The sequence below is a fragment of the Pseudonocardia sediminis genome (assembly GCF_004217185.1).
GTDB lineage: Bacteria > Actinomycetota > Actinomycetes > Mycobacteriales > Pseudonocardiaceae > Pseudonocardia > Pseudonocardia sediminis.
This window is the reverse complement of the sequence record NZ_SHKL01000001.1, coordinates 1510001-1524210: the sequence shown is the minus strand read 5'-3', so window position 1 is coordinate 1524210 and position 14210 is coordinate 1510001. Positions and strand designations below refer to the sequence as shown.

Here is a 14210-nt window from a genome sequence, read left to right as displayed (position 1 = left end):
TCAGATCACCCCGGCCGGCTACCGGGCCAGGCCACGCAGCTGTCGTGAGATCACCGACAGCGTCGCCAGGTCCAGCGTCGCCGACGCCCCGATCTCCTGCAGCGCCGAGCGCGCCCGCACCAGCCGCGACGAGTTCGCCTGCTCCCACGCCGCGATCGCGTCGGCGACGCCGGTCCCGGGCGGGGACTCGCGCAGGGCGTCGAGGGTGATCGACCGCAGCGAGCCGTACAGGTCGTCGCGCAGGGCGAGCCGCGCCAGCCCATGCCAGCGGTCGCCGCGGGCCAGGCCGCTCACCGCCGTCAGCGCCATGTCGACGCCCAGGTGCTCGGACAGCGCGTAGTACAGCCGCGCCACCTCGGAGGGTTCGCGGGGCTCGCGCTCCCGGTCGGAGAGCTCGACCAGCTCGACGACGTCGAGGAGCCCGAACGAGTACAGCGACGACGCCGCCGGCTCGATGATCTCCTCGGGCACCCCGGACTCGCGCAGCCGCGCCGCCCGCTCGACGACCGCCCCCAGCTCCCGGCCCTGCAGCAGCTCGGGCAGCTGCAGGCGCAGCGCCCGCACCGCGGCGGCGAACCGGCTGATCTCGGCGCCGATCGCCAGCGGCTGTGGCCGGTTGGTCAGGAACCAGCGCGACGCCCGGTCCAGCAGCCGCCGCGAGTCGAGCACGATGCCGTCGGCCACCCCGACCGGGATCGGTGCGGACCGCACGGTCTCCCACAGTGCGGGCAGGTCGAACACCGCGGTCGTGACGGCGTAGGCGCGCACCGCGTCCGGGGCGGTCGCCGCGAGCTCCTCGCCGAGGCGGAACGCGTAGCTCCCGCCGCCGCCGTCGACCATCTCGTTGACGAGCATCGTGGCGGTGATCTCACGGCGCAGCGGGTGCGCGCGCACGGCATCCGGGAAGCGCTCCCGCAGCGGGGCCGGGAAGTACTCCGGCAGCCGGGCGGCGAACGCCGCCACGTCGGGCAGGTCGGAGGTGACGAGCCGGTGGGTCAGGTCCAGCTTCGTGTGCGCGAGCAGCGTCGCCAGCTCGGGGCCGGTGAGCCCCTGCCCGGCGGCCTCCAGCGCCTCGAACCCGGCGTGGTCCGGGAGCACCTCGAGCGCGCGGTCCAGGCCGGCGCGCGCGGCCAGGTCGTCGATCATGCGGCCGTGCACGTTCGCCATGTCGACGGCATGGCTGCGGCTGATCCCGAGCACCGCGTTCTGGTCGACGTTGTCGTCGAGCACCAGCGCGCCGACCTCGTCGGTCATCGAGGCGAGGAACTCGTCGCGGGCCGGGCGGTCCAGCTCGCCGGCGGTGACGAGCCGGTCCAGCAGGATCTTGATGTTGACCTCGTGGTCGGAGCAGTCCACGCCCGCGGAGTTGTCGACGGCGTCGGTGTTGATCCGCCCGCCCGCACCGCGGGGCCCGCCGCTGCGCGCGAACTCGATCCGGCCGCGCTGGGTCAGGCCCAGGTTCCCGCCCTCGCCGACGACCTTCACCCGCAGGTCACGACCGTCGACCCGGATGGCGTCGTTGGCCTTGTCGCCGGCGTCGGCGTTCACCTCGGCCGAGGACTTGACGTAGGTGCCGATGCCGCCGTTCCAGAGCAGGTCGGCCGGGGCGAGCAGGATCGCGTGGATCAGCTCCGGGGGCGACAGCCGGGTCACGGCGTCGTCGAGCCCGAGCGCGGCCCGGATCTCCGGTCCGATCGGCACCGACTTCGCCGTCCGCGGCCACACCCCGCCGCCGGGGCTGATCGCGGAACGGTCGTAGTCGTCCCAGGTGGAGCGGGGCAGCTCGAACAACCGCTGCCGCTCGGCGAACCCGCGCGCGGCATCCGGGTCGGGGTCGACGAACACGTGCCGGTGGTCGAACGCGGCGACGAGCCGGATGTGCGGCGAGAGCAGCATCCCGTTGCCGAACACGTCGCCGGACATGTCCCCGACGCCGACGACGGTGAAGTCCTGGTTCTGGGTGTCGACGCCGAGCTCGGAGAAGTGCCGCTTGACGCTCTCCCACGCGCCCTTCGCCGTGATGCCCATGGCCTTGTGGTCGTAGCCGACCGAGCCGCCGGAGGCGAACGCGTCACCGAGCCAGAAGCCGTACTCGGCGGCGATGGAGTTGGCCAGGTCGGAGAACGTCGCGGTGCCCTTGTCCGCGGCGACGACCAGGTAGGAGTCGTCGCCGTCGTGGCGGACGACGTCCGGCGGCGGCACCGTCTCCACACTTCCGTCGGGCAGCGTGTGCAGGTTGTCGGTGACGTCGAGCAGCCCGGAGATGAAGGTGCGGTAGCAGGCGCGGACCTCCTCGGCGTCGGGTCCCGGGCGGCGGACGACGAACCCGCCCTTGGCCCCGACCGGCACGATCACCGCGTTCTTCACGGCCTGGGCCTTGACCAGGCCGAGGACCTCGGTGCGGTAGTCCTGCTGGCGGTCGGAGAAGCGCAGCCCGCCGCGGGCGACCGGCCCGAACCGCAGGTGCACGCCCTCGACCCGCGGCGCGTAGACGAAGATCTCGAAGCGCGGCCGCGGCGCGGGCACGTCCGGGATCGACGACGGGTCGAGCTTGAACGAGAAGAACGAGCGGTCGCGGAACCAGTTCGTCCGCAGCGTGCCCTCGATCATCGCCAGCAGGCCGCGCAGGATCCGGTCGGCGTCGAGCCCGGTGACCTCGTCGATCAGGGCGGTGACGGTCTCGCGCGCCTCGGCGACGGCGGCGTCACGGGCACTCGCGGTCGGGTCGAAGCGGGCCCGGAACAGCGACACCAGCGCGCGTGCCACGTCCGGGTACGCGACGAGGGTGTTCGCCGTGTACTGCAGGCTGAACAACCCGCCGAGCTGGCGGGCGTAGCGGCTGTAGGCGCGCAGCACGGCCGCCTCGCGCCACGCCAGGCCGGCGCGCAGCACCAGCGCGGAGAACCGGTCGGACTCGGCGTCGCCGCGCCAGGCCGCGGAGAACGCGGCGCAGAAGCGCGCTCCGGCGTCCTCCGGCGGGACCTCGGGCTTGCCGCTGGCGCGCAGGCCGAAGTCGTAGAGCCAGCAGCGGCGGCCGTCCGGGCGCAGGAACTCCGCCGGGTGCTCGTCGATCACCTCGACGTCGAGCTGCTGCAGCAGCGGCAGCACCGCCGTCAGCGTGACCGGGGAGTCGGCGAGGTAGAGCGCGAACCGGATGTCGCCGCCGGTGCCGCGGTAGAGCCGGACGTCGAACCCGTCGGCCGGCAGCGCGAGCAGGCGGCGCAGGTCCTCCACCGCCCGGTCCGGCGCGACCCCGGCCTTGTAGGACTCCGGGATCCCGGCGAGCACGCCCGTCGCCTTCGCCCCGGCCGCGCCGAGCGCCGAGACGAGCCGGTCGTCCCAGGTCCGGGACGCCTCGGTGATCTCGTCCTGCAGCGCGTCGAGGTCGTAGGCGACCGGTTCGGCGGCCGGGTCGGTGGCGACGGTGAAGTGCACCAGCGCCAGGCTCGCCTCGCTGACCTGCGCGGTGTAGGCCACGTCGGTGCCGCCGAGCCGCTCGCGCAGCACGTCGGCCATCGCCAGGCGGCTGGTCGTGGTGTAGCGGTCGCGCGGCAGGTAGACCAGGCAGGACAGGAACCGCCGGTAGGGGTCCGGGTGCACGAACACGCGCACCGCCCGGCGACCGGCCGCGGCGAGCACGCCGACCGCGGTGTCGTGCAGCGTCTCCTCCGAGGAGGAGAACAGCTCCTCGCGCGGCAGCCCGGAGAACACCTCGAGCATCTGCTGCCCGGAGTAGGAGTCGGCCGGGAATCCGGCGTGCCGGATCGCGGACCGGATCTTGCGGGCGACGATCGGGATGTCCAGCACGCTCTCGAAGCGGGCCGGGACGGTCAGCATCCCCAGGAACCGGTGCTCGCCGGTGACGGCGCCGTCGGCGTCGCGGGTGCGCACGCTCAGGTAGTAGGGGTGCACCGGGCGCAGCACGCGGCTCGGGCCGCTGGCGCGGGTGATGACCAGGGTGGCGGCGTGCTCGTCCGGCGGGGTGGACCCGTTCTCCGGGAGGAAGATCCGCGACCCGGCGTCGTCCGGGCGCAGGACGCCCAGACCGGACCCGTTCTCCGGCTCCAGACGGCCGCCGACGCGCGTGTAGTGCCGGTAGCCGATGAACGTGAAGTGGTCGTCGATCAGCCAGTGCAGCAGCTCGGAGACCTCGCCCGGCAGCAACGACCCCGGACCCGTCGGGCCCGCGCCGCCGCCCGGGCGCGCGTCGGACTCGTCGGCGTCGTCGGCCACCGCCCGGGCCCGGGCGACCATCATCGCGCCGTCCCCGACGACCTGGCGGACGTCGAGCAGCGTGCGCTCCAGCTCCTCGCGCAGCCCGTCGAGGTCCGGGCCGGTGGTGCCGGACACGTCGACGTCGAGGTGCATCCACGACTCGACGAGGGCCCCGGCCGGGGCCGCCGCCGCGTCGGCCGCGGTGTCGATGCCGGTCAGCGTCCCGGCGCCGTCACGGCGCACGACCAGGATCGGGTGGACGACCCGGCGGACGACGCCGCCCACCCGGCCGATGCCGGCCAGCACGGACTCGACCAGGAACGGCATGTCGTCGGTGACGATCTCGACGACCGCCCCCGAGCCCTCCCCCGGCCGGACCGCGACGACGGCGCGCCCGGGCTCACGGCGCGCGGCCAGCTCGCGGTGCGACGCGATGATCGCGTCGAAGTCCTGCAGGGCCGGGTCGGCACCGGCCCGGCGGTCCAGGTCGGGGGTGTGCCGGGCGTAGAGACGGTGCAGGCTCCCGCCCCCGCCGTCGCGCCCCCCGCCGTCACGCGCTGGGTCTGTATCGGCCGCGGACTGGTGCATCCGGCTGCTCACTTCTCGGCTCGGGCCTACCCGGTTGGGGCACTGTCCCGGCCACCCTAACCACGGTGGTGATCAGCGCATGCCGGCCTTGGGAGAAGCTTGAGTCATCGCTGCGCCCGGCGGCGCGACGAGCGTCGGCGCGGGTCAGATGTCGCGGTAGGCGGCGAGTGCACCGGCCAGGAGCTCCGCCATCCCGAGGTCGTCGGGGATGTCGGTGGGGTCGACGGCACGGACGCGATCGGAGTTCCCGGCGCCGACGGCCGGGCTGGTCCCCCCGTCGACGGCCGGGCCGGACCCGTTCCCCTCCGACCCGTCGGCCGATCGGTCCGTCCCCTGCGCCGTACGGCTGCGCCGCTGTGCCGCGTGCCGTGCCACGCGCGCGGCCCTCTCCTCGTCGGGACCCACCCGGCGGGGCCGCGGCCCCGCAGCGGCCCTCCCCGCGACGCGACGACCCGCGGTCGCCTCGTCCGCGACGACGCCGGCGGGGCCGGTAGGGACGGTCCCGGACACGTCATCGGCTGCCACGGGGACGACGGTCGCCGTGGTCCCGCCGCTCGCTGCGGCGTCGCTGTCCGCCTTGGTGTCGTCAACCGGGGTGGCGTCGCCGAGCGCAGCGGTGTAGCTGATCGCCGTGGTCTCGTCGAACGCCGTGGTCTCGTCGAACGCCGTGTCGTCCGCCCCGGCGTCGGTCGTTGCAGCGTTCTCGGTGGGGTCGGCCGCCGAGTCGGGAGATGTCGGCTCGGGCCCCGTCGTGTCGAGCGAGGTCTCGCCGGACGCTGTCGCCACCGGCACGGACGTATCGAGCGAAGGCGCGACAGTCACCGAGGCGTCGGCGACCGGCTCCAGCAGGGCGCCGACCGCGACGTGACGCAGGCTTTCCTCATGGTCGGTGGAGATCGGCTCCACCGCCTCCGAGCCGCCGTATCCGATCGGTGCTGCGATCGGGATCGACCCGGTATCGGTCCCGGAGGCGCCGAGGACGTCCGACCCGTGCCGATCCACGGCCTCGCCGGACGCGGCGGCCGCGGCGAGCCGGTCCGGCCGTACCTCGGGACGCGCCGACGTCGACGATTCCCGCCGACGGCGTCCCCCCGATCCGGGCTGCACGGTCGCGGCTCCCGACCACGGCACCTGCCCGCCGTGACGTCCCGGGACGGCGTCCACCTCCGTCGAACCGGCCGCATCCGCCGACCCGACCGCGCCCGTCGAACCCGCCACGTCGATCGCGCTGGTCCCCGGCGTCGCCAGAGCGGCGTCGCTCGATCCGGCGACATCCGCCGGTCCCGCCACGTCGGTCGATCCGTCGATCGGGCCGAGCGGGACCTCACCGGGGGCTGCCGCACGGGTCGCCACGGCCGAAGCCTCGGGACCAGCCGCCCCGTTCACGGCCCGCCGTTCCTCGTCCCGCGCGCCTCCGTGACGACCCCGCACGGCAGGCGACCCGTTCGCTCCGGCCGATGCTCCTCCAGCCGACACTGCCCCGGCCGACGCCGCCCCGGCCGATGCCGCCGATCCGGCTGTTCCGAGTGGGTCGACGGGCTCCGCACCGTCCAACCGCCCTTCGGACACCGATGCGGAACCGGTGACCGGATCCCCGTTCCGCGACGTGCCCTCGGAGCGCACCGGAACCCCGACGACGCCCTCGGACCGCTCCGGTCCCGTCAGCTCACGCACCACGCCGAGTCCGACGGGACCGGTCGTGTCGTGCACCTGCGACCGCAGGGCCGTCTCCTCGGGCAGACCGCCACGACCGACCCGGGCCGCGACGTACCCGACCAACGACTGGGCCCACAGCATCGCCGTGACCCGGTCGGCGTCCGGCAGGACGACCTCGATCCGCCCCGGACCGGTCCCCTCCCCCATGCCGAGGGGGTCATCGGAGTCCGTGCTCCGCGACCGGATCTCACCGCGCGGAGGGACCAACCGCCGGGCCCGTTCGGCGACGTCGTGCAGCACCGCCGCAGCGGACGCGTCGCGCACCGGACGGTCCCCCTGCAGAAGGTCGAGCACCACGAGGTAGTTGCCGACGTCGACCACCGGCCTGTCGGACGTCCCGGCTCCGGCGCCCTCGGCCGCTCGACGTCTCCCGTTCCGGCCCGCGGACGGCCCGTGTTCCTGCGGTGCAGGCTCGGGCGCATCGGCGCCCACAGCTGGCTCGCGCACGTGTGCTGCGCGACGTCCCGTGGCCCCGGAAGAGCCGTTGGCCGGTACTCCCCGCCCTGCCGTCGGCCCGAACACGGTCGACGCCCACGACGCTGCCGGCACCTGCCACTCCAACGGCGGTCGGTCGGAGTCGTCCGGTACGGCCCGCGGTGGTCCCGGTGGGAGGACCGACCGCTCCCCAGACCGACCCGCGCCAACCGCCGCGCCGCCGTCCCCGACAGTGCCACGGAGGGCAGGGGGCTCCGGTGTCCGCTCTGCATAGCCGTTGACGAGCCGTCGCCGACCGTTCTCCGGGACGATCCGCGCCCCCGGCAGCAACGCCGCCCACGGTTCGCGCCGCACGATCTCCGCAGCCGCGACGCTGCCATCGTCACCGCTGCTGCGGTTGCCGCCGCTGCCGTCGCCGGCTTGGCTGCCGTTGGCGTCTTCGCCGCTGCCGTCGCTGCCGGTGACCTCGCTGCCGGTGACACCGCCGCTGACGTTGCCGTCGCGGCTGTCGTCGTTGCCGTCTCCGCCGCTGCTGCTGTCGCCGCTGCCCCTGCCGCTGTCGCCTCTGCCAGTGGCGTGGTCGCCGCTGCGGTCACCGGCAATGCCGTCGATTCCGTCCCGGTCGGGTCGGGAACCGTCGGGCCCGGCACCGTCGCCCCCTGATCCGGATGCGTCGGTGCCCGGGGCGTTCTCGTGCGCGGACCCTCCCGGGCCGGACCCGGATCGGTGCAGGGCTGAGCCGTGGGAGGGGACGGAGCGGCGCAGGGCCGCCGTCCGCAGTTCCTCGACCATCGCGTCTGCGAGTGGAGCGCCACTGTCGATCGCAGCGTCCGGCCGGGCGAGCCGGCCCGGGCCGTACCAGGACCGCTCCGCCCACTCGAGCAGATGCGCCCCGGCCCCGTTCGTGACGTCCGAGGAAGAATCCGCGGACGAGGGCCCGATGGTCGTCGCATCCACGAGCAGGGACTCGTCGCCGGTGGCCGACCGGGACGCCGCGACGGAGCCGGGAAGGTCGTGCACTCCGCCGCCGGTGGCCTCGGTCCCGTCGCTCCCCGTGCCCTCGGTCGCAGCGTCCCGGACGACCGCGGCACCGGAGTGCCGGCCGTCCCCGGACATCAGGGCATTCGGCGCCGACGTCTCCGCCCGACGACGGCGACCGGGCGCCGGCACCTCCGGCACCGGCCCGTCCCCGGGTCCGTCGACACGAGGACCGGAGACATCCGCATCCTCGGTGCGAGGCCCGTCGACACGGGGGCCGTTGGTACGAGGCCCGTCGACACGGGGGCCGTCGGTACGAGGCCCGTCGGTACGAGGGCCGCCGGTACGGGGACCGCGGACCGATCCACGCTCGACCCTGTCGGCCCGCCCGGTACCTACAGCAGATCCCGAACGGGAGGCCATCACGGCGGCCAACGCGTCCCGGAAGCGCTGACCGCACTCCCGGTCGACCCGCTCCGCGACCATCCCCGCCCGCAGCGCGGCGAGTGCCTCCCGGAAGTCGCCGACGCCCTCGTGCACCTCGGCCTGGGTCGCGCGACACGCCGCCTCGAGCGAGGGCGCACCGGCCCGGGCCGCGTGGTCGGCGACGTCGCGCAGCGCGGCCGCTGTCCGTTCCGCGGTGTCCGGCAGGGCGCGGGCCACGGTCAGCCGCAGGAGGACGCCCTGACGGCCGGAATCGGGGAGCTCCTGCAGGTCCCGCACCGCCCGGACGGCCGCCGCGACGTCGTCGGACGAGCCACCGTCGAGCAACGCAGTGATCCACTGGCTGAACAGTGCCGCCGCGAGATGCGGTGACGCGGGCAGGCTGTCGGGGGTGTCGGGCGTCCACCCGAGGTTCGCGAGACCGCTCAACGCCGACGCCGATGCGGCGCGCTGGTCGTCGCCCGCCCGGTGGATCGACCCCACGAGAAGTTCCGCGAGCGCGGCCGGCTCTCCGCGCAGACGTCGGCCGAGCCCCTCGACCGACCGGCGCAGGCCCTCCAGATCCCCACCGGGCCCGGCCAGAGCACATCGCACCAGCACCGCGGCCCGGTCCAGCTCGATCCCATCCGGTCCGCCCCTGGTCGCAGTGACCTCGGAACCACCGACGAGAGCCCGGGCCTCCTCGACGTCACCGTTGGCCTGGGCGATGGCCGCCAGCTCGACGCGCAGGCGGGCTCCGTCGGCGTCGTCGATCCCCGCACCTCCCGGGAACGAGTCCGCCGACGTCAGGATCTCGACGGCGGCCTCGCGCGCATCCTCGGTCGCGGCCCGCCCGTGCAGGTACCACCCGGCCGAGCGCAGCCAGAGCGCACCGTCACCGGCGGCAGCGGCATCCTGCACCACCTGGTGGGCGAGGTCCGCCGTGAGACGCGGCCTGCGCCACCGCAGGGCCGCCGCCGCCTCGAGCATCTCCGCCCCGGTCGTGCCGGTCCGTGTACCGCTACCGACACTTCCGGAGGGGCCGTTCCCATGACGCACGTCGGACGTCACATCGCCTCCCGTGACCCCACCGCCCCGGGCCGCCCCGATCCGCGGCGCCCGGCGCCGGGATGCGGGGAGCGCCCGGTTCGGCGGTGATCAGTCCCGGGTGAGCTTACGGTGCGTGACACGGTGCGGTCGCGCCGCGTCAGCCCCCAGACGCTCGACCTTGTTCTTCTCGTAGGACTCGAAGTTGCCCTCGAACCAGAACCACGACGCCGGGTTCGAGTCGGTCCCCTCCCAGGCCAAGATGTGGGTACACACCCGGTCCAGGAACCAACGGTCGTGGGAGATGACCACGGCGCAGCCCGGGAACTGCTCGAGCGCGTTCTCCAGCGATCCCAGCGTCTCGACGTCCAGGTCGTTCGTCGGCTCGTCCAGCAGGATGAGGTTCCCGCCCTGCTTGAGCGTCAGCGCCAGGTTCAGCCGGTTGCGCTCACCACCGGAGAGCACGCCCGCCGGCTTCTGCTGGTCCGGTCCCTTGAACCCGAACGCCGCGACGTAGGCCCGCGACGGCATCTCGACGTTGCCGACCTGGATGTAGTCCAGACCGTCGGAGACCACCTGGAAGACGGTCTTCTCCGGCTCGATCCCGCCGCGGTTCTGGTCGACGTACGACAGCTTCACCGTGTCGCCGATCCGCACGTCGCCCGAGTCGGACTTCTCCAGACCGACGATCGTCTTGAACAACGTCGTCTTACCGACACCGTTCGGGCCGATCACGCCGACGATGCCGTTACGCGGCAGCGTGAACGAGAGGTCCTTGATCAGCTGTCGGCCGTCGAACCCCTTGTCCAGATGCGAGACGTCGACGACGGTGTTGCCCAGACGCGGGCCCGGCGGGATCTGGATCTCCTCGAAGTCCAGCTTCCGGTGCCGATCGGCCTCGGCCGCCATCTCCTCGTAGCGGTCGAGCCGCGAACGGCTCTTCGCCTGGCGCGCCTTCGGGTTGGACCGGACCCAGGCCAGCTCCTCCTTGAGGCGCTTCTGCAGCTTCTGGTCCTTCTTGCCCTGGACGGCGAGGCGCTCGCCCTTCTTCTCCAGGTACGTCGAGTAGTTGCCCTCGTAGGGGTACGTGCGCCCCCGGTCGATCTCGAGGATCCAGCCGGCCACGTTGTCCAGGAAGTACCGGTCGTGGGTGACGGCCAGGACGGCGCCTGCGTAGCTGGACAGGAACTGCTCCAGCCACAGGACGCTCTCGGCGTCGAGGTGGTTCGTGGGCTCGTCGAGGAGCAGGAGGTCGGGCTTGGAGAGCAGCAGCTTGCACAGCGCCACCCGGCGGCGCTCACCACCGGAGAGGTGCGCGACCTCCGCGTCCCCCGGGGGGCAGCGCAGTGCATCCATCGCCTGCTCCAGCTGGGAGTCGAGCTCCCACGCGTCGGCGTGGTCCAGGTCCTCCTGGAGCGCGCCCATCTCCTCCATGAGCTCGTCGGTGTAGTCGGTCGCCATCTGCTCGGCGATCGCGTTGTACCGGTCGAGCTTGACCTTGATCTCCCCGACGCCCTCCTCGACGTTCCCGAGGACGGTCTTCTCCTCGTTCAACGGGGGCTCCTGCTGGAGGATGCCCACCGTCGCGCCGGGAGCCAGGATGGCGTCGCCGTTGTTCGCGTGCTCGAGCCCCGCCATGATCTTCAGCACCGTGGACTTACCGGCCCCGTTCGGCCCCACGACACCGATCTTGGCGCCCGGCAGGAAGCTGATCGACGCGTTCTCGAGGATGACCTTGTCACCGTGCGCCTTGCGCACGTTTCTCATCGTATAAATCAGGTCCGCCACGTTTGCAATGGTAGTTCGCCCACGGTCAGGCATCGGCGCCCGGTACTGCCACCAGGGGACGCGAGTCCAGCAGCGCCGCCTCGTCGATGTCGTAGGGCGACGCCGCGTCGCTCTCACCAGCACGGGGCTCGGGCACCATGTCCGTCTCAACGTCCCCGACGGACGGCGCCTCGGGCTGGTCGACCGCCGGCCGCGCGATGCGCCGGATGATGGCCCGTGATCGTCCCAGGTCGGGACCGACGGACTGGGCCTCGAGCTTGAGCTCCGAACGGACCGTCCCGTCGGAGCGTGTGTACTCCCGGGTGGAGAAGCGGGCGAGGACCAGGACCGGGTCCCCCTTGTGCAGGCTCTCCACCACGTTCTCGGCGAGCTTGCGCCAGCAGGTGACGGTGAAGAAGGTCGTCTCCCCGTCCTCCCAGAGGCCGGTGCCCCGGTCCTGGCGACGGCTGTTGCAGGCCAGGCCGAACTCGACGACCTGGACACCGTCCTTGGTGGTGCGGGAGACGGGCTGGTTGGTCACGTTGCCGGACACGGTGATCTGGGTTCGCATGGCGATCTCCATTCGATGCGGGGACGACGAACTGTCCTCATCAGCATCTGCTCCGGGCCGGCCGATGCACCCGCTCATCGAGATCTGTGGATGCCGCGACCACGTTGTGGATACGGCCGTCGCATCCGGTCGAAGGCGACCAAGCCTGTCGGGGTGCGAGTCCTCTCCGCCGACCACCCGGACGCCTCTCGAACCGCGGCACCCGGTTCGCGAATCTGTCCGGACATACAAAAGAGCCCGCCACCGGCGATACCGGAGACGGGCTCTGTTCTGTTCTGGGCCAGAAATGCGAACGGGACCCTGCCATGGAATCTCTTCCACGACAGGGCCCCACCCAGATGTTGAATGTCGGCGACGACCTACTCTCCCACACCCTGACGAGTGCAGTACCATCGGCGCAGGAAGGCTTAGCTACCGGGTTCGGAATGGGACCGGGCGTTTCCCTACCGCCATAACCACCGACAACACTATCAACTTATCTTCCAACCCATAACAGACCACACAACCCACACCCACCAGCCGGCAACCTCCGAAGAGGACACCAACCGAAAAGGTGTCATGGTTGTGTGCTCAGGGTCACACAGTGGATGCGAACAACATGTTGTGGCAAGCCCTCGGCCTATTAGTACCGGTCAACTCCACCCCTCACAGGGCTTCCATCTCCGGCCTATCAACCCAGTCATCTACTGGGAGCCTTACCCACTCAAGGTGGTGGGAGACCTCATCTTGGAACGAGCTTCCCGCTTAGATGCCTTCAGCGGTTATCCCTTCCGAACATAGCCAACCAGCCATGCCCCTGGCGGGACAACTGGCACACCAGAGGTTCGTCCGTCCCGGTCCTCTCGTACTAGGGACAGCCTTCCTCAAGTCTCCAACGCGCGCGGCGGATAGGGACCGAACTGTCTCACGACGTTCTAAACCCAGCTCGCGTACCGCTTTAATGGGCGAACAGCCCAACCCTTGGGACCTACTCCAGCCCCAGGATGCGACGAGCCGACATCGAGGTGCCAAACCATGCCGTCGATATGGACTCTTGGGCAAGATCAGCCTGTTATCCCCGGGGTACCTTTTATCCGTTGAGCGACACCCCTTCCACCAGGTGGTGCCGGATCACTAGTCCCGACTTTCGTCCCTGCTCGACCCGTCAGTCTCACAGTCAAGCTCCCTTGTGCACTTACACTCAACACCTGATTGCCAACCAGGCTGAGGGAACCTTTGGGCGCCTCCGTTACTCTTTGGGAGGCAACCGCCCCAGTTAAACTACCCACCAGGCACTGTCCCTGAACCAGATCATGGCCCGAGGTTGAGACACCCAATTCGACCAGAGTGGTATTTCAACAATGACTCCACAACCACTAGCGTGACCGCTTCACAGTCTCCCACCTATCCTACACAAGCCGAACCGAGCACCAATACCAAGCTATAGTAAAGGTCCCGGGGTCTTTCCGTCCTGCCGCGCGTAACGAGCATCTTTACTCGTAATGCAATTTCGCCGAGTCTGTGGTCGAGACAGCGCCCAAGTCGTTACGCCATTCGTGCAGGTCGGAACTTACCCGACAAGGAATTTCGCTACCTTAGGATGGTTATAGTTACCACCGCCGTTTACTGGCGCTTAAATTCTCCGCTTCACCCCACAAGGGAGTTAACAGGTCCTCTTAACGTTCCAGCACCGGGCAGGCGTCAGTCCGTATACATCGTCTTGCGACTTCGCACGGACCTGTGTTTTTAGTAAACAGTCGCTTGGGCCTGGTCTCTGCGACCACCCACCCCTAGCCCGCAAAGGGGCTTCAGGACAGATGGCCCCCCTTCTCCCGAAGTTACGGGGGGATTTTGCCGAATTCCTTAACCACAGTTCGCTCGATCGCCTCGGTATTCTCTACCTGACCACCTGTGTCGGTTTGGGGTACGGGCCGCAACAGCACTCACTAGAGGCTTTTCTCGACAGCATGGGATCACCCTACTTCGCCTCAATCGGCTACGCGTCACCTCTCACCCTTCATGACCCCCGGATTTACCTAGGAATCGGGCTACAGGCTTACACCACGACAACCAACGCGTGGCGAGGCTACCCTCCTGCGTCACCCCATCGCTTGCCTACTACCGGATCGGATCCCACGCTCCCTCGCCAGGAAACCCGAAGGTTTCAAGACAAGTTCGGATGGTTAGCATCACCGGCCTCAGCATGGACGCACTATCACGAGCACGGGAATATCAACCCGTTATCCATCGACTACGCCTGACGGCCTCGCCTTAGGTCCCGGCTCACCCTGGGCGGAACAACCTGGCCCAGGAACCCTTGGTCATCCGGCGGCAGAGATTCTCACTCTGCATTCGCTACTCATGCCTGCATTCTCACTCCCACACCCTCCACCCATAAGTCACCCCTGGGCTTCACCAGATGCAGGACGCTCCCCTACCCAACAACACACAAAGTGTCATTGCCACAGCTTCGGCGGTGCGCTTGAGCCCC

4 protein-coding genes and 2 rRNA genes (1 of these 6 cut by a window edge) are annotated in these 14210 nt (G+C 70.8%); all 6 read right to left on the bottom strand.

From position 1 onward, the window contains the following. Window positions 1–18: 18 nt before the first annotated feature. Window positions 19–4803: an NAD-glutamate dehydrogenase gene (locus tag EV383_RS07295; protein WP_130289198.1), complete on the bottom strand. Its 4785-nt coding sequence runs from the start codon at window positions 4801–4803 to the stop codon at window positions 19–21. A gap of 144 nt (window positions 4804–4947) precedes the next feature. Continuing rightward, window positions 4948–9345, bottom strand: coding sequence for a hypothetical protein (locus EV383_RS07290; protein ID WP_130289197.1), 4398 nt, complete (start codon window positions 9343–9345; stop codon window positions 4948–4950). Window positions 9346–9513: 168 nt separating this feature from the next. Next, window positions 9514–11190, bottom strand: coding sequence for an energy-dependent translational throttle protein EttA (gene ettA / locus EV383_RS07285; RefSeq protein WP_130289196.1), 1677 nt, complete (start codon window positions 11188–11190; stop codon window positions 9514–9516). Between the two features lie 25 nt (window positions 11191–11215). Next, window positions 11216–11740, bottom strand: a complete 525-nt coding sequence (locus tag EV383_RS07280) for a single-stranded DNA-binding protein (RefSeq protein ID WP_165438266.1) — start codon at window positions 11738–11740, stop codon at window positions 11216–11218. Between the two features lie 346 nt (window positions 11741–12086). Further along, window positions 12087–12203 (bottom strand): 5S ribosomal RNA (gene rrf / locus EV383_RS07275). Between the two features lie 139 nt (window positions 12204–12342). Then, a 23S ribosomal RNA gene (locus EV383_RS07270) occupies window positions 12343–14210 on the bottom strand (it continues 1218 nt past the right edge of the window).

Excerpts from the sequence above, each read along its gene's own strand:
- EV383_RS07295 (WP_130289198.1), bottom strand. The coding sequence starts at position 4,803 with ATGCACCAGTCCGCGGCCGATACAGACCCAGCGCGTGACGGCGGGGGG.
- EV383_RS07290 (WP_130289197.1), bottom strand. The coding sequence starts at position 9,345 with ATGCTCGAGGCGGCGGCGGCCCTGCGGTGGCGCAGGCCGCGTCTCACG.
- EV383_RS07280 (WP_165438266.1), bottom strand. The coding sequence starts at position 11,740 with ATGCGAACCCAGATCACCGTGTCCGGCAACGTGACCAACCAGCCCGTC.